This is a genomic window from Caulobacter sp. (assembly GCF_039596335.1).
In the GTDB taxonomy this organism is placed as follows: domain Bacteria; phylum Pseudomonadota; class Alphaproteobacteria; order Caulobacterales; family Caulobacteraceae; genus Caulobacter.
The window spans coordinates 67,597-91,150 of the sequence record NZ_JBCNJZ010000008.1; the positions used below are offsets into that span (position 1 = coordinate 67,597).

The following is a 23,554-nucleotide window of genomic DNA, read 5'->3' on the forward strand; positions in this document are numbered from 1 at the left end:
CCGCTTTCCGCTCCGACCCGAAGCCCGCGCACCGTGCGTGCGGCGGCGCTTCGAGGACAGTTACAAGCGCGAAAGGTGGATTAAACCTGCGACAGGTTCGCCTCTCCCATCCCGATCTTCCCGGCGAAAGCCGGGACCCAGGTCGTAGGGCGGTGAGGCGCATGCAGAAACGCCCGCGATCCTGTCGGGACCGCGGGCGCTCTTGCATCTGGGCCCCGGCTTTCGCCGGGGAAGCGGAGAGGGATCAGACCGCCGTGCCGCCCACGGTCAGGCCGGTGATCTTCAGCGATGGCTGGCCGACGCCCACCGGCACGCCCTGGCCGGACTTGCCGCACACGCCGATGCCGGGGTCGAAGTCGAAGTCGTTGCCGATCATCGTCACGCGGGTCAGGGCCGACGGGCCGTCACCGATCAGGGTCGCGCCCTTGACCGGGGCGGTGATCTTGCCGTCCTCGACCAGGTAGGCCTCGGTGCACTGGAAGACGAACTTGCCGTTGGTGATGTCGACCTGGCCGCCACCGAAATTGGCGCAGTAGAGGCCGCGCTTCAGCGAGGCGATCATCTCGGCCGGATCGTCATTGCCGGCCAGCATGCCGGTGTTGGTCATGCGCGGCATCGGCATGTGGGCGTAGGACTGGCGACGACCGTTGCCGGTGGCCTTCATGCCCATCAGGCGGGCGCTCATGCGGTCGTGCATGTAGCCGACCAGGATGCCGTCCTCGATCAGCACGGTGCGCTCGGTGGGCGTACCCTCGTCGTCGACGGTCAGTGAGCCGCGGCGGCCGGCGATCGAACCGTCGTCGAACACGGTGACGCCCTTGGCGGCCACGCGCTCGCCGATGCGGCCGGAGAAGGCGCTGATGCCCTTGCGGTTGAAGTCGCCTTCCAGGCCGTGACCGACGGCCTCGTGCAGCAGCACGCCGTTCCAGCCCGGGCCCAGGACCACGTCCATCTCGCCGGCCGGGCAGGCGACGGCGTCCAGGTTGACCAGCGCCATGCGCAGGGCCTCGTCGACCTGGCCCTGCCACTTGTCGGGGCTGATCCAGGCCGAGAAGCCGGCGCGGCCGCCGGCGCCCGAATTGCCGGTCTCGCGGCGGCCATCCTTCTCGACGGTGACCTGGACATTGACCCGCACCAGCGGGCGCACGTCGCGGATCAGCTTGCCGTCGGCGCGCAGGATCTCGACCACGCGGCGCTCGCCGGCCATCGAGGCCATGACCTGCACGACGCGCGGATCGCGGGCGCGGGCGAAGGCGTCGATCTCTTGCAGCAGGGCGACCTTGTCGGAGAAGTCGGGAGCGCTGACGGGGTTGTCCTCGCCGTACAGCTTTTCGTTGGTCGAGCGCGGGCCCTCGGCGCTGACGCCGGCATAGCCGCGCTTGGCCAGCTTGGCCGAATCGGCGGCGCGGCCGATGGCGGCTTCGGAAATCTCGGCGGCGTGGGCGTAACCGGCGGTCTCGCCGGCCACCACGCGCAGGCCGAAACCCTCGCCCGAATCATAGGAGGCGCTCTTGAGGCGTCCGTCGTCGAAGACGAAGGCCTCGCTCTCGGAGCGCTCGAGGAACAGCTCGCCGTCGTCGGCGCCGGCCAGGGCCTGGCCCAGGATGTCCCGGGCGCGTTCGGAATCGACGCCAGCGGCGTCCAGCAGGGAAGGAGCGGAGATGGGAGCGTTCATGCGCCTACAGGTAGGCCTTCCGAACGCGTCCGTCACCCCGCTCCCGATTCTCAGTACTCCCGGCGGATCTCGCCCGAGCCGCTGATCTCGCTGTTCACCGTCTTGGGTTCGGTGCGCAGTTCCAGATCGCCGCTGCCCGAGATGTCGATCTTGGCCAGGGAGGTGGCGAACAGCGCGCCGCCGCCGCTGCCGGAGATGTCGACGCTCGCCGTCTTGGCCTTCAGGTCGGCCAGATTGACGTAGCCCGAGCCCGAGTTGTCGATCGTCACCGCGTCGACCCGGCCCGAGGCGTCCACATCGCCGCTGCCGCTGACCGACACGGCGAAGGCGGGGTGGTCGTACTTGCGGATGTCCAGGTCGCCCGAGCCGCGCACGTCGAACTTGGTGACGTCCGGCGCGATGACCGTGATTTTCACCCGGTCGGAATCGCTGCGGATATGCACGCCGAAGGCGCTGATCGTGACGCTGTCTTGGTCAACGCCGTCGTTGCCGTCCAGGCTGATGTGGCCGCCGTCCACCTTCAGGCGGTCGATATAGGCCTTGGGGCCCGAGGCGACGATCTTGGCCTCTGCGCCCTGGACGAAGACCACGTCGATCGGCAGGTCGACGCGCAGCTCGTCCTTGCCCGTCCACGCGAAGGTGCGATCGATGCTGGGCGTCATGCGCTCGCCCCGGACGAAGTGGCTGCCGCTGGCGCGGATCACCTTGCCGTTCTCGCGGATGACGATGGTGTCGTCCTGGTTCAGCGGGATGGTCCAGCCGTTCTTGAGGATTTCAGGGCCGGCGATGGCCGCCACCCCGGCGAAGCAGCCGACGGCGAGCGCGAAGCTGGCTCCGGCGACGATCAGTGAATTGCGGATCAACATGGTGTCCCCTCCTTGTCCCGCTTAGGCTTGTTCAAGGGCCGGCTTGAGCAGCCGGAAGTGAAGGCGGGCGTACCAGACGACCGCGTTGAAGACGCCGACCGTGACGATGGTCAGCAGGGCGCCCAGGCAGGTCGCCACGCCCATCAGGCCCAGGCCGGTCAGGAAGGCGGTGATCGGGCCGCCAGGCGGTCCGGTCAGCGGGCCGACGGCGAACACCAGGCCGCCGCCGACGAAGACGGCGACCACGGCCACCAGCATGCCGAACAGGGTCCCCAGCACGCCCATCAGCAGGGGCAGCAGGATCATGATGTCCAGCGCGCCCAGGCCCAGCAGGGCGATGACGGCGGCCATGGCGTTGGAGGGGTTCTTGCGCTCCTCCCACTGCTTGAGGCCGTTTTCGGCGCGCAGCTCGCGGGCCAGTCGGTCCGGATCGCCCAGGGCGGCGGCCACTTCCTCTTCGCTGCGCCCGGCTTCCTGGGCGTCGGCGAAGTGGGCCTCGTGGTCGGCGACGATGTCGGCGATGGTGGTCACCGGCAGGCCGGCCAGGCCGCGACGCAGGCGGGTCATGAACTCGGCGCGGGTCATGCGGCGGCTCCCACGATGGCGTTGACGGCGTTCGAGAAGGTCGCCCACTCGGCCTTCTGCTGCTCGAAGCTGCGACGGCCGGCGGCCGTCAGGCGGTAATATTTGCGCGGCGGGCCGCTCTGGCTCTCGACCAGATAGGTTTCCACCAGACCATCCGACTGCATGCGACGCATCAGCGGATAGATCGTCCCTTCCCCCATATCGATGTCCTTCGTCAGCCTGCTGGCGATCTCATAGGCGTAGCTGTCGGCGTGCGAGAGCAAGGCCAGCACACACAGCGCCAGCACGCCTTTCTTCAGTTGAATTTCAATGGCTTCCGGCACGTCGTCCTCGCCTCCTTGGATGCTCTCTTCTACCGCCAGGTACTGCGCATCGCAAGGTACCTACTCATGAACGATACGTAATGATGCGGAAATTGCGGGAAGCCGTTGCGGCGCAGGTTTTCCGGGGGCTGGAGGCGAGGCGCGCCAATCCCATGCTCAGAGCGTGGTCTCTGGCGCTTGGCAACAGGGGACGATGCGCGTATGCAGCCTGCGGATCGGCCTTTTTGGGGCGGGCTGGGCGTCGACGTGTGTCCTTTTGGACCGCGCCGGTCGTGGCTCCCGCCATCATCGGGGTCGTACTAATCAAGTCGGCGCGGCGTGACATTGATTGATGTCAAATCGCCGCCGAAACGGGCCGTGAGGGATATGAAGGCGCAATTTTCGGGGATTCGGCGGGTCTTGACGGGCGCCAGCGCGCTCGCCGCCAGTGTCGTTTTCGCGGGGCACGCCCTCGCCGAAGATCTGATGGGCCAGCCGACTCCGGGGGCCATCGATCTGCAGCCCGCCGCGTCGGAGCTGAAGCACCACGCGATCTGGTTCCACAACATCATCCTGCTGCCGATCATCACGCTGATCACCCTGCTGGTGCTGGGCCTGCTGATCTGGATCGCGGTGCGCTACAACAAGAAAGCGAACCCGGTCCCGGCCAAGTTCAGCCACAACACCACGATCGAGATCATCTGGACCCTGGTCCCGGTGCTGATCCTGATGGTCATCGCCATCTTCTCGTTCCGGCTGCTGTTCCACTACAACGACATGCCCAAGCCCTACATGACCGTGAAGGCCACGGGCTATCAGTGGTACTGGGGCTACGAGTATCCTGACCAAGAGGTCAGCGAGATCGTGTCGCTGCCGCTGACCAAGGAACAGGCCGAAGCCAAGAAGGTCCCGTACCTGCTGGCCGCCGATAACGCGATGGTCGTCCCGGTGAACCAGGTTGTCCGCGTGCAGGTCACCGGCGCCGACGTCATCCACGCCTTCGCCCTGCCGGCCTTCGGTCTGAAGATCGACGCCATCCCAGGCCGCCTGAACGAAACCTGGTTCAAGGCCGAGAAGACCGGCGTCTTCTACGGTCAGTGCTCGGAACTGTGCGGCGTCGACCATGCCAACATGCCGATCGAGATCCAGGTCGTGACGCAAGCGCAGTTCGACGCTTGGGTCGCCGCCAAGAAGGCTCCGCCGGCTCCGGCCGCCGCGCCGGCTGCTGCTGCTGATGCCCCCGTGGCTTCTGGCGCGACCCCCGCCTCGGCTCCGGCCGCCGCTCCCGCTTCCGTCCCGGCCGCGGCTCCCGCCGCGCCGGCGGCCTAAGATACCTGTAGGATAGAAGTCCGATGGCTCACGCCGCAGACACTCATGGCCACGGCGGTCACGACGACGCCGACCACAAGCCGCCCTTCTTCGCCCGCTGGTTCTTCTCGACGAACCACAAGGACATCGGCACCCTGTACCTGCTGTTCGCCATCATGGCGGGCCTGGTCGGCGGCGCCCTGTCGGGCCTGATCCGCTGGGAGCTGATGGAGCCGGGCATCCAGGTGTTCTCCGACACCGGCCTGCTGGCCCAGATGGGCATCTTCAAGGGCAAGCACGGCTACAACGCCGTCGTCACCGCCCACGCCCTGATCATGATCTTCTTCATGGTCATGCCCGCCATGATCGGCGGCTTCGGCAACTGGTTCGTTCCGATCATGATCGGCGCGCCGGACATGGCCTTCCCGCGGATGAACAACATCTCGTTCTGGCTGCTGGTCGCCGCCTGGATCCTGCTCTGCCTGTCGATGTTCGTCGACGGCGGCCCGGGCCACGGCTTCGGCGGCGGCTGGACGATCTATCCGCCCCTGTCGACCATCGGTCACAAGGGTCCGGCCATGGACCTGGCGATCCTGTCGCTCCACCTGGCCGGCGCTTCGTCGATCCTGGGCGCGATCAACTTCATCACCACGATCTTCAACATGCGCGCGCCGGGCATGACCCTGCACCGCATGCCGCTGTTCGCCTGGTCGGTGCTGATCACCGCCTTCCTGCTGCTGCTGTCGCTGCCCGTCCTGGCCGGCGCCATCACCATGCTGCTGACTGACCGTAACTTCGGCACCCACTTCTTCGACCCGGCCGCCGGCGGCGACCCCGTCATGTTCCAGCACCTGTTCTGGTTCTTCGGTCACCCGGAAGTGTACATCCTGATCCTGCCCGGGTTCGGCATCATCAGCCACATCGTCTCGACCTTCTCCAAGAAGCCGGTCTTCGGCTACCTGGCGATGGCCTACGCGATGGTCGCCATCGGCTTCGTCGGCTTCGTCGTGTGGGCTCACCACATGTACACCGTCGGCATGAGCATCAACCTGCGCGCCTACTTCGTGGCCGCCACGATGATCATCGCCGTCCCGACGGGCGTGAAGATCTTCAGCTGGATCGCCACGATGTGGGGCGGTTCGATCAGCTTCAAGACCCCGATGCTGTGGGCGATCGGCTTCATCTTCCTGTTCACGGTCGGCGGCGTCACCGGCGTCGTCCTGTCGAACGCCGGCATCGACTACAGCCTGCACGACACCTACTACGTCGTGGCGCACTTCCACTACGTGCTGTCGCTGGGCGCCGTCTTCGCCATCTTCGCGGGCTTCTACTACTGGTTCGAGAAGATGTTCGGCATCAAGTACAACGAGTTCCTCGGCGCCGCCCACTTCTGGGTGATGTTCGTCGGCGTGAACCTGGTGTTCTTCCCGCAGCACTTCCTGGGCCTGCAGGGCATGCCGCGCCGCTACATCGATTATCCGGAAGCCTTCACGAAGTGGAACTACGTCTCGTCGGTCGGTTACATGATCACCGTCGTCGGCGTGGGCATCTTCCTGCTGATGCTGCTGGAAGCCGCGATCCGTCGCCGCAAGGGTGAAGCCAATCCGTGGGGCGAAGGCGCCACCACGCTGGAATGGACCCTGTCGTCGCCGCCGCCGTTCCACCAGTTCAGCGAACCGCCGGTGATCAAGGAAGACAGCCACCACTAACGGGCTGCCTCCCAACCTGGACCAAGCGGGGGCGCGGTCTGGATCCGAACCAGGGTCCGGGCCGCGCCCTTCGCCCATCAAGACCGATATTGAAGCCGACATGTCGAAGATCGCCGCCATGACCCCGGAGACCATCCCGGACAATTCGAGCACCGCGCGCTGGCAGGATTACTTCCAGCTGATGAAGCCGCGCGTGATGTCGCTGGTGGTGTTCACCGGTCTGACCGGCCTGCTGGCCGCCCGCGCGCCCATCCATCCCGTCCTGGGCGCGATCGCCGTGCTGTGCATTGCCGTAGGGGCCGGGGCCTCGGGCGCGCTGAACATGTGGTACGACGCCGACATCGACCAGCAGATGCGCCGCACCCGCGGCCGTCCCGTCCCGGCCGGCAAGGTCAAGGGCGAGGAGGCCGCCACGCTGGGCGTGGTCCTGTCCCTGCTCTCGGTGATGTTCCTCGGCTTCGCCATCAACTGGTTCGCCGCGGGCCTGCTGGCCTTCACCATCGTCTTCTACGCCGTCGTCTACACGATGTGGCTCAAGCGCTGGACGGCGCAGAACATCGTCATCGGCGGCCTGGCCGGCGCCCTGCCGCCCGCCATCGGCTGGGCCGCGGCCACGGGCTCGGCCCCGCTGAACGCCTGGCTGATGGTGGCCATCATCTTCTTCTGGACGCCGCCGCACTTCTGGGCGCTGTCGCTGTACGTCACCACCGACTACGCCAAGGCCGGCGTGCCGATGCTGCCGGTGGTCAAGGGCGCCAAGGAAACGCGCAAGCAGATCCTGATCTACAGCCTGATCTTCACGCCCATCTGCCTGATCCCGGCCTTCACCGGCCTGGGCGGCCCGCTGTATCTGGCCGTCGCGGCCCTGGGCGGTCTGGTGTTCCTGCTGCTGGCCTGGCGGGTGTTCGCCAGCAAGGCCGGCGACGCGGCGGATCCGCGCGTGGCCGACCGGGCCCTGTACGACGTCTCCGAGGACGAAAAGGCCGCCGGCGCCAAGGCCGCCCGTAACCTGTTCGCCTTCTCGATCCTCTATCTCTTCGCCCTGTTCGCCGCCCTGCTGGGCGAGGCCGTGGCCGGGGTGCATGCGCTGGAGCTGCTGAAGTGAACCAACCGCTCGACAACAAGGACGCGGCCAAGAAGGCGCGCAACGGCCGCAACCTGGCCCTGGCCCTGGGCCTGGCCAGCTTTGTCATCCTGGTGTTCGTGGTCACCCTGGTGAGGCTCGCTGGCAATGTTCACCCGCACGCCTAAGGCGCCGCCAAAGGGGAAGGCGGCCCCGCTGACGCCGCAAGAGGCCATGGCCCGCCGCAACGGCCGGGTGGCGTTGATCTGCGGCGTCGCCTTCTTCGGCATGGTCGGCGCGGCCTATGCCGCCGTGCCGCTGTACAAGCTGTTCTGCCAGGTCACCGGCTTCGACGGCACCGTCCGCAAGGCCGAGGTCGCCCCGACCACGATCCTGGACCGCAAGATCACCGTCCGCTTCGACGCCAACCTGCGCGACCTGCCCTGGACCTTCCAGACCATGCAGGCCAGCCAGGACCTGCGCATCGGCGAGACGGGCCTGGCCTTCTTCAAGGTCACCAACCCCACCGACAAGCCGATCACCGGCCGCGCGCTCTACAATGTGGTGCCGGAATCGGCGGGGCCGTACTTCCAGAAGCTGGAATGCTTCTGCTTCACCAGCCAGACGATCCAGCCTCACCAGACGGTGGAATTCCCGATCGTCTACTTCATCGATCCGAAATTCGTCGACGACCCGGAGACCAAGGGCAAGAGCGAGCTCACGCTCAGCTACACCTTCTTCCCGGCGGTGGATGACGACAAGAATAGCAAAGTCGCCGCGGCGGCTTCGCCTCGCATCGTGGAACCCCTTGGCGGCACGCCGTCGAGAGGGCTATAGCGTTCACTTAAGGACTACGGCGTAGGGGGACCGGCGACCGTGGTCAGAGGGATATAAGGGTTAGCAGCAACATGGCCGGCGCAGTCAAACACGACTACCACATCCTTCCGCCCAGCCCGTGGCCGTTCGTCGGCTCGATGGCTTCGGTCGTCATGGCCGTTGGCCTGATCGGCTGGGTCAAGGGCGGCTTCCTCGGCATGGAAAAGGGCAACTGGGCGATCTTCGCCGCAGGCTTGGCCGGCGTGCTGTACACCATGTTCGGCTGGTGGTCGGACGTGGCCAAGGAAGCCAAGGCCGGCGATCACACCCCGGTCGTCTCGATCGGCCTGCGCTACGGCATGATCCTGTTCATCGCTTCGGAAGTGATGTTCTTCGTGGCCTGGTTCTGGATGTTCTTCGAAATGGCCCTGTTCCACGGCCATCGTGAACTCTCGACCATCGAGGAAGTCCGCACCGCCTGGGCCACCTGGCCGCCGGCCGGCGTCGAGACCGTCTCGGCCTGGCGCCTGCCGCTGGTCAACACCCTGACCCTGCTGCTGTCGGGCACGACCGTGACCTGGGCTCACCACGCTCTGCAAGTCGGCGACCGCAAGGGCGCCAAGTGGGGCCTGATCCTGACCGTGCTGCTGGGCGCGCTGTTCACCTGCATCCAGGTGGTCGAATACGCCCACATCAACCACGAGCAGCTGTTCTATTCGGAAGCCGCCGTGAACTCGGGCCTGTACGGTTCGACCTTCTTCCTGGCCACCGGCTTCCACGGCTTCCACGTGTTCGTTGGCACGATCTTCCTGATCGTCTGCCTGATCCGCCTGATGAATGGCGCCTTCACGCCCAAGCAGCACTTCGGCTTCGAAGCCGCCGCCTGGTACTGGCACTTCGTGGACGTGGTCTGGCTGTTCCTGTTCGCGTTCATCTACGTGATCTTCGGGGCCTCGGCCCACTAAGATCCAAGGATCAAAGGGGCCCGGAACGCCGACCAGCGTTCCGGGCCTTTTTCGTTTCAAGGCCTGTGCATGACGAAGACCAACCCCTACAGCGCCGGCGCGCGCAGCCTCTGCCCTCACTGCGGCGAGGGGCATCTGTTCGAGGGCTTCCTGAAGGTGGCCCCGACCTGCGAGGCCTGCGGCTTCGAGCTGGGCAAGTACGAGACCGGCGACGGCGCAGCGACCTTCGTGATCCTGATCGCCGGGACCATCTGCGCGTTCGGGGCGCTGTTCTCGATGTTCGCCTGGAACTGGCCGGTGTGGGCGCTGCTGATCGTCTGGCTGCCGGCGGTGTTCGTCATCACCCTGGGCCTGATGCGACCGGCCAAGGGCCTGATGGTCGCCGCCCAGGTCGCCCAGAAGGCTTCCGAAGCGGGGCGCGATCATGTCTGAGAACCCCACCAAGAAGCCCGGCTTCCCGATCGGCCTGACGATCGCGGTCGGGATCTCGTTCGTGATCCTGTGCGGTCTCGGGACCTGGCAGATGCAGCGCCTGCGCTGGAAGGAGGACCTGCTGGTCCGCCTGGAAAAGCTGAAGGCCGCGCCGGCCGTGCCGCTGGCGCCCGTGCTGGCCGCCTCTGCCAAGGGCGATGACGTCTCCTGGACCCGAGTCGAAACGGATTGCGGACCGGCTAAGCCCGATCGCGTCGCCAACCTCCCGCTGACCTATGCAGTGCGTGAGGGCCAGATGGTTTGGCGACCTACGGTCACTTGCGAACTGAGCGGCGCTGTCAACGATGTGATCCTGATTGATCTTGGCGTCATCGACGCGCTGACAGGCAATCCCAATCCGGCCCCCGTCGCCTATCGCGCACCGGGGCGCGTCGTCGGCGTGCTGGTCCAGCCTGAGCAGATGAGCAAGGAACGCCGCAAGACGCTGCTCTCGGTGATGGGCGAGAACCCGTCTTCCTACATTTTGATGGCCGAGCAGGTCTCGCCCAAGGTCGATGGCGTCACCGTGGCGCCCTTGCCGGTAGAAATTTCCAATCGGCACCTGGAATACGCCCTGACGTGGTTCGGTCTTGCCGTAACCCTGCTGTTTATCTATGCCGCCATGCTCTGGCGGAGATTGAGACCCTGATGCGCTACGTATCGACCCGCGGCCAGGCCGCGACCATCGGCTTCCTCGACGCGGTGCTGGCCGGCCTGGCGCCCGACGGCGGCCTGTACGTGCCCGCCGAGTGGCCGGCCTTCTCGGCCGCCGAGATCGCGGGCTTCGCGGGCAAGCCGTACGCCGAGGTGGCCGCCGCCGTGGTCGGCAAGTTCGTCGGCGACGACATCCCGGCCGATGACCTGCGCCAGATGTGCGAGGAGGCCTATGCCAGCTTCGCCCACACCGCCGTCGTCCCGGTCAAGCAACTGACGGCCAACCGCTACCTGCTGGAGCTGTTCCACGGCCCGACCCTGGCGTTCAAGGACGTCGCCATGCAGCTGCTGGGTCGCCTGTACGACTACGTGCTGGAGCGCCAGTCGCGGAAGATGACCATCATCTGCGCCACCTCGGGCGACACCGGCGGCGCGGCCGTCGAGGCGTTCCGCGGTCGCAAGAACGCCCGCATCGTCGCCCTCTTCCCGGAAGGTCGCATCAGCGAGGTGCAGCGCCGGTTCATGACCACGGCCGCCGACGCCAACGTGGCCTGCGTCTCGGTGCTGGGCTCGTTCGACGACTGCCAGCACATCGTCAAGCAGGCCTTCCAGGACGACCAGTTCCGCCACGCGGTGGACCTGTCGGGCGTCAACTCGATCAACTGGGCGCGGATCGCGGCCCAGAGCGTCTACTACTTCACCTCGGCCGTCGCGCTCGGCGCGCCGAACCGCGAAGTGGCCTTCGTGGTCCCGACGGGCAATTTCGGCGACGCCTATGCCGCCTTCGTGGCCAAGAAGCTTGGCCTGCCGATCCACTCGGTGACCGCGGCGACCAATTCCAACGACATCCTGGCCCGCGCCTTCGAGACCGGCCGCTATGCGCGCGGCGCGGTGGCGGCGACCCAGAGCCCGGCCATGGATATCCAGGTCGCGTCGAACTTCGAGCGCCTGTACTTCGAAGCCGTCCGCCGCGACGGCACCGAGACCGGTCGGGCCTTCCGCGCCTTCGCCGACACCGGCCTGCTGGACATCCCGCCGGCCGCCTATGCCTGGATGCGCGAGCTGTTCCGCGGCGCGTCGGTCACCGAGGCCGACACCGCCAAGACCATGCTCTCGACCCTGAACGAGACCGGCGAGGTCATCGACCCCCACACCGCCGTCGGCCTGGCCGCGGCGCAGGGCGTCGACGTGCCGGCCTCGGTGCCGGTCGTCGTGCTGTCGACCGCCCACCCGGCCAAGTTCCCCGAAGCGGTCCAGGCCGCCACGGGCCTGCTGCCCTCGACCCCGCGCGCCACGCCTGACCTTTCCAAGAAGCCGGAAAAGTTCGAGCGCCTGCCGGCCGACGGCGGGACGATCAAGGCCTTCGTGCGGACCTTCGCGGCCAATAGCTGAGGGAAAGCTGGCGTTTAGCGGCGCGGCATCCTAGATACCCCGCCACATGACCGCCTCCCTCCGCACCCTGAAGAACGGCGTCCGCGTCGTCTGTGACCCGATGCCCGGCCTCGAGACCCTGGCCCTGACCGTCGTGGCGGGGCGCGGGGCGGCCTATGAGGATCCGGCGCGGTCGGGCTGGTCGCACCTTCTGGAGCACATGGTGTTCAAGGGCGCGGGCCAGCGTTCCTCGCGCGACATCGTCGAGGTCATCGAGAGCGAAGGCGGCTCGATCAACGCCGCCACCGGCTATGAGCGCACCAGCTTCCAGGTGCGGGCCCTCAAAGGGGGTTTGGATCTGGGCATGGACGTCGTCGCCGACCTGGTGCGTCGCCCCACGCTGGATCCCGCCGACCTGACCCGCGAGAAGCAGGTCGTGGCCCAGGAGATCGCCGAGGCCGCCGACGCGCCCGACGACTATGTCTTCGACCTGATCCAGCGCGCCAGCTGGGGCGACCACCCGGTGGGCCGTCCGATCCTGGGCAGCGACGCGACCGTCGAGGCCGCCACGGTCGAGGCCCTGTCCGACTGGCGCGCCTCGCTCTATGCCGCCGACCGCCTGGTGGTCAGCGCCACGGGCGCGGTCAGCGAGGCCGAACTGATGGCCGCCGCCGAGCGGGCGTTCGGCGACCTGCCCGCCACGCCCGGCGCGGCCGTGCCGGCCCCGGCCGCCTTCGTCGGCGGCCCGCAGGCCGAGGCCCGCAAGCTGGAGCAGGCGCATCTGGTCTTCATGCTGCCGGCCTGCGGCTCGCGCGAGGACGACTATTTCGCCCTGCGGATCTTTGCCGAGTGCCTGGGCGGGGGCATGTCCTCGCGCCTGTTCCAGGAAGCCCGCGAGAAGCGCGGTCTGGCCTACAATATCGACGCCTATGCCGACACCTATGCCGACCACGGCGCGCTGGGCGTCTATGCCGGCTGCGCGGCCGGCGATGCGGTGGAAACCGCCAAGGTCTGCGCCGGCGAGATCCTGAAGCTGGCCGACCGCATCGAGGACGCCGAACTGGCCCGCGCCAAGGCCCAGCTGAAGGCCCACATGTTCATGGCCCGCGAGCAGCCTCTGTCGCGCGCTGAGCAGGGCGCCGGCCAGGTGCTGCTGTTCGACCGGCTCTATCCGCCGACCGAGCTGGCGGCCGAGGTCGATGCGGTGACGCCCGCCGACGTCGCCCGCCTGGCCGCCCGCCTGCTGTCGGGCCGTCGCGCCGCCACCGCCGTGCTGGGGGCCAAGTCGGCTCTGAAGGCCGGCGAGGCGTTCGACAAGGCGTTGTTCTCCGCGTCCTGACGGTGAAAGGTGGCGTCCGTGACTGATCCAGAACCGTGTCCCCAACGCCGCCTGACGTGTCCGCCTTGCTGCCGTTCCTGAAGATCCGTCCGCGTCTGCAGCTGCAAGGGCGCGGCGTCTATCTGCGGCCGCCCCGGCCGCAGGACCATCGGCCGTGGGCGACCCTGCGCGCCCGCTCGCGCGCCTTCCTGGAGCCGTGGGAGCCGACCTGGCCGGAGAACGACCTTTCCCGCGCCGCCTTCCGCGCCCGCCTGGCCGCCTATGCTCGCGAACTGGAGCTGGGCGAGGCCTATCCGTTCTTCATCTTCCGTCGGGAAGACGACGCCCTGATCGGTGCCGTGCGACTTTTCCACGTGCGGCGTGGTGTCGCCCAGACCGGGACCATCGGCTACTGGATCGGCCAGCCTTTCACGCGCCAGGGCCACATGGCCGACGCCGTCGAGACGCTGATCCGCTTTTCTTTCCAGGGTTTGGGGCTTCACCGGCTGGAAGCGGCCTGCATGCCGGAAAACGATGCGTCGGCCGGCCTGTTGATGAAATGTGGCTTCCGCGAGGAAGGATACGCGCCCGCTTATTTGAAAATTAACGGCGGTTGGCGAGATCATCGTCTGTTCGGCATGGTTGCGCCCGATTAGGCGCTGGGGCCCATGCGCGGACTTTTGGAACGCGTATGTCTTTTCGCACGGGTGAGCGACGGATCTGGGACACCACGGCCACGCTGGAAGCGTTGGGCGGGGCCGACGTCGCGCTGTGGATCTGGGAACCTGAAGCCGACCGGCTGCGCCTGAACGGCGCTGCTCGCGCTTTGGGCTTGGGGCCGCTGGCCCCAGAGTGCTCGTCCGCCGCTTTCCGCGCCCTGGCCCTGCCGCAGGACCGTGCGCAGGCCGAGGAAGTTCTCAAGATCCGTGAGCCCGGCAGTGAAGTCGTCGCCCGCTTCCGCGTGCGTGGCGGCGAGACCTGCTTGTGGCGCGGGGTGTGGCTGGAGGAGGGCGTGCGCGCCGCCGGCGTCGTCGCCCCCGAAACCAAATTCGCCGCTTCGGAGCGCTGCGAGCTGACGGGCCTGCTGGACCGCCGCAGCTTCATCGCCCGCGCCCGCGAGCGGCTGTCGCGCGACGGCATGCACGAGCTGGTCGTCGCCGATCTGGACCGCCTGCGCCGCCTGAACGAGGCTCTGGGCCACGAGCGCGCCGACCTGGTCCTGGCCGCCCTGGGTTCGCGCCTGGTCGCGGCCTTCCCGAGCGACGCCTTGCTGGGCCGCATCGGCGAGGACGAGTTCGCGGTGTTGTGCGCGCCCAAGGGCTATGAGCCGGCCGAGATGTTGCGCGCGGCGCTGGAACAGCCGCTGCGCATTGCCGGTTTCGATATTCACCCGACCCTGTCGATCGGCGCGGTCTCGGCCGAGGGCGGCCTGGACGCGCCCGACGCGGCCGAGCTGATCCGTCGCGCCGAACTGGCCGTGGAAGCCGCCGCCGCCGCCGGTCGCGGCGGGGCCGCCGCCTATGGCCGCTCGATGGAGACCGACGGCCTGTCGCGCCTGGCGCTGGAGGCCGACCTGCGCGGTGCCATCGGCCGTGGCGAGATCGTTCCGTATTTCCAGCCCGTGGTGCGCCTGTCGACGGGCGCCCTGTCGGGCTTCGAGGCCCTGGCCCGCTGGATCCATCCGCGCCGGGGCATGCTGCCGCCTGACGAGTTCCTGCCGCTGATCGAAGAGATGGGGCTGATGAGCGAGCTGGGCGCGCACATGATGCACTCGGCCGCCAAGCAACTGGCCGCCTGGCGCGACGCGCACCCGGCGATGGGCAGCCTGACCGTCAGCGTCAACCTTTCGACCGGCGAGATCGACCGCCCGGGCCTGGTGGCCGACGTGGCCGAGACCCTGCGCATCAACCGCCTGCCGCGCGGCGCCCTGAAGCTGGAAGTCACCGAGAGCGACATCATGCGCGTCCCCGAGCGGGCCGCGGTGATCCTCAAGACCCTGCGTGAGGCCGGCGCCGGCCTGGCGCTGGACGACTTCGGCACGGGCTTCTCGTCGCTGTCGTACCTGACGCGCCTGCCGTTCGACACGCTGAAGATCGACCGCTACTTCGTGCGCACCATGGGCGGCAACGCCGGCTCGGCCAAGATCGTCCGCTCGGTCGTCAAGCTGGGCCAGGATCTGGACCTGGAAGTCGTCGCCGAGGGCGTCGAGAACGCCGAAATGGCCCGCGCCCTGCAGGCCCTGGGCTGCGACTACGGCCAGGGCTTCGGCTACGCGCCGGCCCTGTCGCCGCAGGAGGCCGAGGTTTATCTGAACGAGGCCTATGTGGATGGCGCGGCGCCGGTGAAGGCGCGGGGGTAGAGCTCTCAAGATCCTCCCCCGCGATGCGGGGGAGGTGGCCCGGAGGGCCGGAGGGGGCTAACGCGGCTTCCGCCCAGCTCGCCCCCTCAGTCGCTCCGCGACAGCTCCCCCGCATCGCGGGGGAGCATCTATTTCGCCCTAAGCCCGCCCCGCCGTCGCCGACAGATGATCCGCCGTGATCCCCAGCTTGGCCAGGGCCCGGGTCCACTTGTGCTCGTGGTCCTCGTCGAACAGCAGGCCTTCGTCGGCGTCGCAGATCAGCCAGATGTTGTCGCGCAGTTCCTGTTCCAGCTGCCCCGGACCCCAGCCGGCATAGCCCAGGGCCAGCACCGCCTTGCGCGGGCGGTGGATGACGCTGGCCATGGCGTCCAGCACGTCGCGGGTGGCGGTCAGGCCCACGCCGTCGGCCACGGGCAGGGTCGAGTCCGGCGAGTTGAAGTCGTCGGTGTGCAAGACAAAGCCGCGTTCGCGCTCGATCGGCCCGCCCAGCAGGACGAGATCGCCGGGAGCCTGGATCTCGGACTTCACGCCTAGCCGGTCCAGCAGCTCGAACACCGACAGGCCGTCGATCGGTCGATTGACCGCCACGCCCATCGCCTGCTCCTCGTCGTGGGCGCACAGATAGAGCACGGTGCGCTCGAAACGCTCGTCGTCGATGCCGGGCATCGCGACCAGCAGCCGTCCGGTCAGGAAGTCGGTGTCTGCGTCGTCTTCGATCAAGCTGGCCATGGCTGCAGGATTGGCCCTCAATGCGTCGGTTTCAAGGGAGGATCACGGAAACCTTGCGGCCCGCTCGCTTGTTCCTTGGCGTCTGCCCCCGCGAGGTCTATCTCGGGTGCGCGATTTTCTCGAACGCAAGGAAAAGGGACGGATGACCATCAAGGTTGGCGACACGCTGCCCGCAGCGACTTTCATGACCAGCACCGCCGAAGGCCCCGCGCCGATCACCGGTGACGACATCTTCAAGGGCAAGACCGTCGCCCTGTTCGCCGTGCCGGGCGCCTTCACCCCGACCTGCTCGGCCAAGCACCTGCCGGGCTTCAAGGAGAAGGCCGACGAGCTGAAGGCCAAGGGCGTCGACACGATCGCCTGCGTCTCGGTCAACGACGTCTTCGTGATGAAGGCCTGGGGCAAGGACCAGGGCATCGACGGCGAAGTGCTGCTGCTGGCCGACGGCAACGGCGACTTCACCCGCGCCATCGGCCTGGACTTCGACGGTTCGAAGTTCGGCATGGGCGGCCGCTCGCAGCGCTACTCGCTGATCGCCAAGGACGGCGTCGTGACCCAGCTGCACGTCGAAGAAGCCGGCCAGTTCAAGGTCTCGTCGGCCGAGTACCTGCTGGAGCAGCTTTAAGGCGTTAGATCCTCCCCCGCAATGCGGGGGAGGTGGCCCAGAGGGCCGGAGGGGGCAGCTCGGCCTAAGCAGCACGTGCCCCCTCAGTCGCTCCGCGACAGCTCCCCCGCATCGCGGGGGAGCATCTCGACTACGCCCCCAGCACCTCAGGCGTCATCGCCTCGAGATCCGCCGCGCCCAGCATGACGCCGGCGGCCGCGCCCGGGACCTGGGCCAGGACGCTTTCGGCGAATACCCGCGCCAGGGCCCGCTTGCTTTCGGCCCAGGCCGCATCGGCCTCGCCGTCGGCCGCCAGGGCGCCCTTGGCCAGCATCCAGCCGCCGACGACATCGCCCAGCAGCTTCTGATAGGCCGTGGCGCCCGACAGCGCGTCGGGCATGGCCTTTGCGCGGCGCTCGATCAGCCAGGCGGTCGCCGAAGCCGTGGCGTTCAGGGCCGCTTCCAGCCTCATGCCGACCGCCTTCAGATCACCCGCCCGCAGCACCTCGATGGTGTCGCGGATGTCGTCCATCAGGTCGGCGACGGCCTGACCTTCGCCCAGCATCAGCTTGCGGCCGACCAGATCGATGGCCTGGATGCCGTTGGTGCCTTCGTAGATCGGGGCGATGCGGGCGTCGCGATAGTGCTGGGCCGCGCCGGTCTCCTCGATGAAGCCCATGCCGCCGTGGATCTGCACGCCTTGCGAGGCGACCTGGACGCCGACATCGGTGGACCAGGCCTTGGCGATCGGGGTCAGCAGTTCCTCGCGCAGCTTGGCGGCGGTGCGGGTCGCCTCGTCGGTGGCGGCGCGCGAGAGGTCGGCGGCGACAGCGGTCGACAGGCAGATGCCGCGGGCGGCCTCGATATGGGCCTTCATCAGGACGAGGGTGCGGCGCACGTCCGGATGGTCGAACAATCGCGAGGGATAGGCGCCGGTCCAGGCCGAGCGGCCCTGGACGCGTTCCTGGCTGAAGGCCAGAGCCTGCTGATAGGCGCGCTCGGCGATGGCCACGCCCTGCGTTCCGACCTGCAGGCGCGCGGCGTTCATCATCGTGAACATGTTGGGCAGGCCCGCGCCCAGGCCGCCGACCAGCTCGGCCTTGGCGCCTTCGAACAGCATCACGCAGGTGGGCGAGCCGTGGATGCCCAGCTTGTGCTCCAGCCCGCCGACGCGGACGCCGTTGGCTTCGCCGAGCTTGCCGTCCGCATCGACCAGAACCTTGGGCGCCAGGAACAGCGAGATGCCCTTCACGCCCGGAGGGGCGTCAGGCGTGCGGGCCAGCACCAGGTGGACGATGTTGTCGGCCGCGTCGTGGTCGCCCCAGGTGATGAAGATCTTCTGGCCGGTGATCCGCCAGCCGCCGTCGCCATCCGGCGTCGCCACCGTGGTCAGGGCCGCCAGGTCCGAGCCGGCCTGGGGCTCGGTCAGGTTCATGGTGCCGGTCCACTCGCCTGAGACCAGCTTGGGCAGGTAGGTTTCCTTTTGCCTGGCCGAGCCGTGGTGCTCCAGCGCCTCGATGGCGCCCAGGCTCAGCATCGGGCACAGGCCGAAGGCCATGTTGGCGGCCTGGACCATTTCCAGCACGGCCACTTCCAGGGTCTTGGGCAGGCCCTGGCCGCCGTGCTCGGCCGGCGCGGCCAGGCTGGCCCAGCCGCCGTGGGCGAACTGCTGATAGGCGTCTGCGAAGCCGGGGGCGCAGCGGACTACGCCGTTCTCGAGCTTGGCCCCGACCAGGTCACCGCCGCGGTTCAGCGGGGCCAGCACGTCGGCGGCAAAGGCGCCGGCCGCTTCCAGCACCGCCACCACCGTGTCCGCATCGGCCTCGGGGAACGCGTCGGCCAGCCGGTCGAAGCCGGCCGCATGGCGCAGCGAGAAAGCAAGGTCGCGGACGGGGGCGCGGTAGGTCATGCCGGCTAACTCCAGGTTATCGCTGATCTGTTTGGCAGGGCGGTCCGGGCTCGCCAAGAGGCGGGTTGATTTATGCGTCAGATCACGGCCTCGTGATCTCCGCGCCCTTCCATCGCATGGCTAAGTTCCTAAGTCGGGGAAACCGTAACTGGTCCTGTTTTAATTTGCCTGGAGCAAATCCCGATGTTTCGTCCTATTGCCTCCGCGGCCCTGGCCGTCGCCCTGTTCACGGCCCCCGCCGCGCTGGCCGCGCCGGGCGTGACCTCGACCAAGCCCGCCGACCTGCCGGCCGGCCACTATGTGCTGGACAAGACCCACGCCTCGGTCGTCGCCAAGCTCAGCCACATGGGCTTCTCGAACTACCAGTTCCGCTTCACCAAGGTCGACGCCCACTTCGACTATGACCCGAAGAACCCGGCTGCCTCGAAGATCTCGGTGACCATTGACCCGGCCTCGATCGACACCTCGACCGGCCCCGACGCGTTCGGCGTGAAGTTCAACCAGGAACTGGCCGGCGACGGCTGGCTGGAAGCCAACAAGTTCCCGACCGCCACCTTCGTCTCGACCAAGGTCGAGCCGGGCGCGGGCCAGAAGGGCAAGGTTACGGGCGACCTGACCCTGCACGGCGTCACCAAGCCGGTGGTGCTGGACGTGACCTTCAACGGCGTCGGCTCGGGCATGGGCCCCGGCGTCAAGACCGGCTTTTCGGCCACCACGACGATCAAGCGCACCGACTTCGGCGTCAGCAAGTACGCCCCGCTGGTCGGCGACGACGTGACGCTGAACATCGAAGTCGAGTTCGACAAGAAGTAAGCTCTACCGGTGCGGCGAGTCGATGTCGGCTCGCCGCACCCCCGCTTTTGAATGCCCTGGGAGATACGGATGGCCGACACCCGTACGCGTTACACGACGGTGGCGATCGCCGTTCACTGGCTGATCGCCGCGGCCCTTATCTTCCAGGTCATCCTGGGCTGGCGCATGGGGGATGGTCCGAAGGGGCCGTCCACCTTCGCGATGGTCCAGCTGCACAAGTCCATCGGCATCACCATCCTGCTGCTCAGCCTGTTCCGGCTGGGCTGGAAGCTGACCCACAAGTCGCCGCCGCCGCCCGAGGGCCAGCCGCGCTGGGAGCGGATCGCCTCGCACGTGGTGCACGGCGGCTTCTACGTGATCATGATCGGCCTGCCGCTGACCGGCTGGATCATGGTCTCGGCCAGCCGCGTAGCCATCCCGACCCTGCTGTACGGCGCGATCCCCTGGCCGCACTTGCCGCTGATTCCCGAGATGGCGGCCGGCGCCAAGCAGGCCTGGCGGGAGTTCGGCGACATCGGCCACGGCGTGCTGGTCAAGACCACCTACTTGCTGCTGGCCCTGCACCTGGGCGCGGTGGCCAAGCACCAGATCCTCGACAAGGACGAGGTGCTGGGTCACATGGCCCCCGGCGCCCGGCCCGGCTGGAAAGAGCCGCGCGCCTGGCTGGCCGCCGCCGGCCTCATCGCGGTGATCGCCGCCGGCTATCTCTACACCCCCGCCGTCACGGCCAAGCCCGTCGCCCCCGCGCCGGTCGAGGAGCCCGTCGAAGCGCCGACCGCCCCGACGCCCGCGGCGCCGACCAGCGAGGCTGCGCCCGCTACGACCGAGACCGCCCCGCCGGTCGAGGAATCGCCGCTGAAGGATCCGGTCGCCTGGACCGTCCAGAAGGGCGCGACCCTGGCCTTCACCGCCGACTGGTCGGGCAGCGCCATCGAGGGGCGCTTCACCCGCTGGACCGCCGACATCCTGTTCTCGCCCGAGGCCCTGGACCGCTCGAAGCTGACCGTCAGCATCGACATGGCCTCGGCCGCCACCGGCGACGACCAGCGCGACCAGAGCCTGCCCAGCGGCGACTTCTTCGACACCGCCGCCCATCCGAAGGCGACCTTCACCGCCAGCAAGTTCCGCAAGACCGGCGAGGGCAAGTTCGTCGCCGACGGGACCCTGGACCTGCGCGGCGCCAAAAAGCCGCTCAGCCTGCCGTTCAGCCTGAAGATCGACGGCGACACGGCGACCGCGCGCGGTGTAACCAGCCTCGACCGGACCACGTTCGGAGTTGGACAGGGCGAATGGGCGTCGACGGATCAGATCGCAGGCAAGGTGCAGGTCAGCTTCTCGCTGGTCGCGAAGCGGAAATAGACGCCGCCGCCCGCGCCCTGCGCGCGGGCGGGCTCGTCCTGCTGCCGACCGAAACCGTCTATGGCCTGGGGGCCGACGCCGCCAATCCCGCGGCGGTGACGGCGATCTTCGAGGCCAAGGGCCGGCCGCGCTTCAACCCGCTGATCGCCCACGTCGCCGACCTTGAGACCGCCGCGCGGATCGCCGATTTCGACGACCGGGCCTACGCCCTGGCGAAAGCGTTCTGGCCGGGCCCCCTGACCATCGTCGCCCCGATCAAGGACACCGCCGCCGTCTGTGATCTGGCCCGCGCCGGTCTAGACACCGTGGCCATCCGGGTGCCGGGCCATCCGGTGTCGCACGCGGTGTTGGAAGCGTTCGGCGGCGCGGTCGTCGCGCCCTCGGCCAACCGCTCGGGTCGACCCAGCCCCACCACCTATGCCGACGCCGTCAGCGAGACCGGCGACAAGGCCGCCGCCGCCCTGGATGGCGGACCGTGCGCCGTCGGCCTGGAATCGACCGTGGTCTCGGTGCTGGAAGGCCAGGTGCGCCTGCTGCGCCCCGGCGCCGTTACCCGCGTCCAGCTGCAGCAGATCGTCGGCCCGCTGGCCGAAGCCGAGGATGACGCCAAGCGCTCGCCCGGGCGGCTCGCTTTGCACTACGCCCCTGACGCCCCGGTGCGGATCAACGCCCGCTCGGCCCAGCCCGGCGAGGCGTTCCTGGCCTTCGGCGGCGGCGCCTCGGGGGAGGGGGTGTTCAACCTCAGCCCCGGCGGCGACCTGGCCGAGGCCGCGGCCAATCTTTTCGCGTATCTGCGCGCCGCCGACCGCACCAAGCCCTCGGCCATCGCCGTCGCGCCGATCCCCGAGGACGGCCTGGGCGAGGCCATTAACGACCGCCTGCGCCGCGCGGCGGGCTATATCGGCTGACGCCGCAGGCGTAGGATCAGCACCATGAACAAGCCCGTTCCCACCCCAAATCTGACGGCTACCGTCTCCCGCCTGAAGGCCGTGCTCGGCGAAGGCGGCTGGAGCCAGGATCCCGATGTGGTCGGGCCGCACCTGGTCGAATGGCGTGGGCGCTGGAAAGGCGAGACGCCGCTCTTGGTCACCCCGCGCACGACCGCCGAGGTCGCGGCCGTTGTCGGCATCTGCGCCGCCGACGGCGTGGCTATGACCCCGCAGGGCGGTAATACCGGCCTCGTCGCCGGCCAGATCCCGCACGGCGAGATCCTGCTGTCGACCAAGAAGCTGACCGCCGTCCGCGACGTCGACCCGATCGACGACGTGATGGTGCTGGAGGCCGGCGTCACCCTCCATGAGGCCCACCAGCAGGCTGCCAAGGTCGGCCGCCGCTTCACGGTGGGGGTCGCGTCGGAAGGCTCGTGCACGATCGGCGGGCTGATCTCGACCAATGCCGGCGGAACGGCCGTCCTGCGCTACGGCATGATGCGCGAGCAGGTGCTGGGCATCGAGGCGGTCCTGCCCAACGGCGAGATCTGGAAGGGCCTGAAGCGCCTGCGCAAGGACAATACCGGCTACGACCTCAAGCAGCTGCTGATCGGGGCCGAGGGCACACTGGGCGTCGTCACGGCGGCGGCGCTGAAGCTGCATGCGCCCCTAGCCTCGCGGGCCGTGGCCATTGTGGGCCTGGCCTCGCCGGCCGACGCCATCCAGCTGCTGGCGCGGGCCAAGGACGAGACCGGCGGCGCGGTCGAGGCCTTCGAGTTGATGGGCCGCCTGGGCTTTGCCCTCACGGTGCGCAACGTGCCGGGCCTGCGCGACCCGCTATCGACCGAGCACCCTTGGTACGTGCTGATCGAGATCGCCAGCGGAGAGCCCGGCGCGGCCGAGGCGGCGCTGGAACGTCTTCTGGCCGGCGCGTTCGAGCGCGGCCTGATCGCCGACGCGGCCGTGGCCCAGACCGAAACCCAGATGAAGGCTTTCTGGCATATCCGCGAGGGCCACTCGGCCGGCCAGAAGCCAGAGGGCGCGGTGTGGAAGCACGACGTCTCGGTGCCGGTCTCCAAGATCCCCGACTTCATCGGCCAGGCCGACGCGGCGATCGCCAAGGCCTTCCCCGGCGCGCGCATCGTCGCCTTCGGCCATGTCGGCGACGGCAATGTCCACTACGACGTGCTCAAACCCGCCGGCGGGGACGACGACGCCCATGACGCCCAGCGTGAGGCGGGGGCCAAGATCGTCCATGACATCACCGCGACCTTCCAGGGCTCGATCAGCGCCGAACACGGCCTGGGGGCGATGAAGACGGGCGAGGCCCTGGCCTACAAGGATCCGATCGAGGTCGCGGCCCTGCGGGCGATCCGCCAGGCCCTGGACCCGGCGCGGATCATGAACCCGCGGATTCTGTTTTAAGTGCTCGACGTTTGCGGGCTCTCAAGGTCTGCAGGATCAGCACGCCGATGGCCCCAGCCGGGATCACGGCCTTGTAGAAGCCTGGTTGCGAATTGGGCCCCAGCAGGTTGATGGCCAGGGGGACGAAGCCCCACCGGCCGGTCGAGGCCTGCATCCAGAAGGCGCCGACGCCAACGAAGCACAGCACGGCCCACAGCACGCGATACTTCAGGGTCTTGTCGCGGGCCACCAGGACCAGGGCCACGATCATCGGCAGCGGCCAGGTCAGGGCGGCCATCAGGCCGAGGGTCTGGGTCATGGCGCGGAGATAGCTGGGACCCAGAC

General features: G+C 68.3%; 24 protein-coding genes. 17 read left to right on the top strand and 7 right to left on the bottom strand.

The features are described 5' to 3' along the window. Positions 1–244: 244 nt before the first annotated feature. Genes tldD through ABDW31_RS17835 form a run of 4 tightly spaced genes read right to left on the bottom strand, consistent with a single transcriptional unit; the run spans position 245 to position 3,449 of the window. Positions 245–1,675 carry a metalloprotease TldD gene (gene tldD / locus ABDW31_RS17820; protein ID WP_184714466.1) on the bottom strand — a complete coding sequence of 477 codons (1,431 nt, stop codon included), beginning with the start codon at positions 1,673–1,675 and terminating at the stop codon, positions 245–247. 50 nt (positions 1,676–1,725) lie between these two features. Then, the gene (locus tag ABDW31_RS17825) at positions 1,726–2,541 is read right to left on the bottom strand and encodes a DUF2807 domain-containing protein (RefSeq protein ID WP_343699288.1); all 816 of its coding nucleotides are present in this window, start codon (positions 2,539–2,541) and stop codon (positions 1,726–1,728) included. Between the two features lie 21 nt (positions 2,542–2,562). Continuing rightward, entirely contained in the window at positions 2,563–3,126 is a 564-nt protein-coding gene (locus ABDW31_RS17830; protein WP_184714462.1) for a DUF1700 domain-containing protein, read from the bottom strand. After that, positions 3,123–3,449, bottom strand: coding sequence for a PadR family transcriptional regulator (locus ABDW31_RS17835; RefSeq protein WP_184714460.1), 327 nt, complete (start codon positions 3,447–3,449; stop codon positions 3,123–3,125). The genes ABDW31_RS17830 and ABDW31_RS17835 overlap by 4 nt, the downstream gene beginning before the upstream one ends. Before the next feature lie 366 nt (positions 3,450–3,815). Here ABDW31_RS17835 and coxB point away from each other — a divergent pair, with 366 nt between their 5' ends. The 12 genes from coxB (at position 3,816) to ABDW31_RS17895 (ending at position 15,462) form a co-directional block, all read left to right on the top strand. Further along, positions 3,816–4,757, top strand: a complete 942-nt coding sequence (gene coxB / locus ABDW31_RS17840) for a cytochrome c oxidase subunit II (RefSeq protein WP_184714458.1) — start codon at positions 3,816–3,818, stop codon at positions 4,755–4,757. 23 nt (positions 4,758–4,780) lie between these two features. Next, the gene (gene ctaD, locus ABDW31_RS17845; RefSeq protein WP_184714456.1) at positions 4,781–6,445 is read left to right on the top strand and encodes a cytochrome c oxidase subunit I; all 1,665 of its coding nucleotides are present in this window, start codon (positions 4,781–4,783) and stop codon (positions 6,443–6,445) included. Between the two features lie 100 nt (positions 6,446–6,545). Further along, complete coding sequence (gene cyoE, locus ABDW31_RS17850) at positions 6,546–7,550, top strand: heme o synthase (protein ID WP_343699289.1); 1,005 nt, start codon at positions 6,546–6,548, stop codon at positions 7,548–7,550. Next, the gene (locus tag ABDW31_RS17855; protein WP_343699290.1) at positions 7,547–7,696 is read left to right on the top strand and encodes a hypothetical protein; all 150 of its coding nucleotides are present in this window, start codon (positions 7,547–7,549) and stop codon (positions 7,694–7,696) included. The genes cyoE and ABDW31_RS17855 overlap by 4 nt, the downstream gene beginning before the upstream one ends. After that, on the top strand, positions 7,677–8,345 hold the full coding sequence (locus tag ABDW31_RS17860) for a cytochrome c oxidase assembly protein (RefSeq protein WP_343699291.1): 669 nt from the start codon (positions 7,677–7,679) through the stop codon (positions 8,343–8,345). Before ABDW31_RS17855 ends, ABDW31_RS17860 begins: the two co-directional genes overlap by 20 nt. Positions 8,346–8,416: 71 nt before the next feature. Further along, on the top strand, positions 8,417–9,289 hold the full coding sequence (locus ABDW31_RS17865; protein ID WP_184714447.1) for a cytochrome c oxidase subunit 3: 873 nt from the start codon (positions 8,417–8,419) through the stop codon (positions 9,287–9,289). A gap of 69 nt (positions 9,290–9,358) precedes the next feature. Next, positions 9,359–9,721 (top strand): DUF983 domain-containing protein, encoded by a 363-nt coding sequence (locus ABDW31_RS17870; RefSeq protein WP_343699292.1) that lies wholly within the window; start codon positions 9,359–9,361, stop codon positions 9,719–9,721. Beyond that, positions 9,714–10,409: an SURF1 family cytochrome oxidase biogenesis protein gene (locus ABDW31_RS17875; protein WP_343699293.1), complete on the top strand. Its 696-nt coding sequence runs from the start codon at positions 9,714–9,716 to the stop codon at positions 10,407–10,409. The genes ABDW31_RS17870 and ABDW31_RS17875 overlap by 8 nt, the downstream gene beginning before the upstream one ends. Then, the gene (gene thrC, locus ABDW31_RS17880; protein ID WP_343699294.1) at positions 10,409–11,806 is read left to right on the top strand and encodes a threonine synthase; all 1,398 of its coding nucleotides are present in this window, start codon (positions 10,409–10,411) and stop codon (positions 11,804–11,806) included. Before ABDW31_RS17875 ends, thrC begins: the two co-directional genes overlap by 1 nt. Positions 11,807–11,852: 46 nt before the next feature. Next, on the top strand, positions 11,853–13,124 hold the full coding sequence (locus ABDW31_RS17885) for a pitrilysin family protein (protein WP_343699295.1): 1,272 nt from the start codon (positions 11,853–11,855) through the stop codon (positions 13,122–13,124). A gap of 56 nt (positions 13,125–13,180) precedes the next feature. Then, the gene (locus tag ABDW31_RS17890; RefSeq protein ID WP_184714437.1) at positions 13,181–13,759 is read left to right on the top strand and encodes a GNAT family protein; all 579 of its coding nucleotides are present in this window, start codon (positions 13,181–13,183) and stop codon (positions 13,757–13,759) included. A gap of 35 nt (positions 13,760–13,794) precedes the next feature. After that, on the top strand, positions 13,795–15,462 hold the full coding sequence (locus ABDW31_RS17895) for a bifunctional diguanylate cyclase/phosphodiesterase (RefSeq protein WP_343699296.1): 1,668 nt from the start codon (positions 13,795–13,797) through the stop codon (positions 15,460–15,462). Positions 15,463–15,600: 138 nt separating this feature from the next. Here the strand turns inward: ABDW31_RS17895 and ABDW31_RS17900 are convergent, their stop codons facing one another. Beyond that, a complete protein-coding gene (locus ABDW31_RS17900; RefSeq protein WP_184714433.1) occupies positions 15,601–16,191 on the bottom strand; it encodes a YqgE/AlgH family protein in 591 nt (196 codons plus the stop codon). 142 nt (positions 16,192–16,333) lie between these two features. On the opposite strand from ABDW31_RS17900, the gene ABDW31_RS17905 reads away from it, so the two are divergent. Then, complete coding sequence (locus tag ABDW31_RS17905) at positions 16,334–16,816, top strand: peroxiredoxin (RefSeq protein ID WP_184714431.1); 483 nt, start codon at positions 16,334–16,336, stop codon at positions 16,814–16,816. A gap of 130 nt (positions 16,817–16,946) precedes the next feature. On the opposite strand, the gene ABDW31_RS17910 is transcribed toward ABDW31_RS17905, so the two are convergent. Next, positions 16,947–18,704, bottom strand: coding sequence for an acyl-CoA dehydrogenase (locus tag ABDW31_RS17910; RefSeq protein ID WP_343699297.1), 1,758 nt, complete (start codon positions 18,702–18,704; stop codon positions 16,947–16,949). Between the two features lie 183 nt (positions 18,705–18,887). Between ABDW31_RS17910 and ABDW31_RS17915 the strand changes: the two genes are divergently transcribed. The 4 genes from ABDW31_RS17915 to ABDW31_RS17930 all read left to right on the top strand — a co-directional run bounded on the left by ABDW31_RS17915 (position 18,888) and on the right by ABDW31_RS17930 (position 23,230). Next, positions 18,888–19,517, top strand: a complete 630-nt coding sequence (locus ABDW31_RS17915) for a YceI family protein (protein ID WP_343699298.1) — start codon at positions 18,888–18,890, stop codon at positions 19,515–19,517. 69 nt (positions 19,518–19,586) lie between these two features. Beyond that, complete coding sequence (locus ABDW31_RS17920) at positions 19,587–20,876, top strand: YceI family protein (RefSeq protein WP_343699299.1); 1,290 nt, start codon at positions 19,587–19,589, stop codon at positions 20,874–20,876. Then, complete coding sequence (locus ABDW31_RS17925; protein WP_343699300.1) at positions 20,807–21,784, top strand: L-threonylcarbamoyladenylate synthase; 978 nt, start codon at positions 20,807–20,809, stop codon at positions 21,782–21,784. Before ABDW31_RS17920 ends, ABDW31_RS17925 begins: the two co-directional genes overlap by 70 nt. Positions 21,785–21,808: 24 nt before the next feature. After that, the gene (locus tag ABDW31_RS17930) at positions 21,809–23,230 is read left to right on the top strand and encodes an FAD-binding oxidoreductase (protein WP_343699301.1); all 1,422 of its coding nucleotides are present in this window, start codon (positions 21,809–21,811) and stop codon (positions 23,228–23,230) included. Here the strand turns inward: ABDW31_RS17930 and ABDW31_RS17935 are convergent. Continuing rightward, positions 23,205–23,528, bottom strand: coding sequence for a hypothetical protein (locus tag ABDW31_RS17935; protein ID WP_184714420.1), 324 nt, complete (start codon positions 23,526–23,528; stop codon positions 23,205–23,207). The two genes, ABDW31_RS17930 and ABDW31_RS17935, sit on opposite strands and share 26 nt — an antisense overlap. Positions 23,529–23,554: the final 26 nt, after the last annotated feature.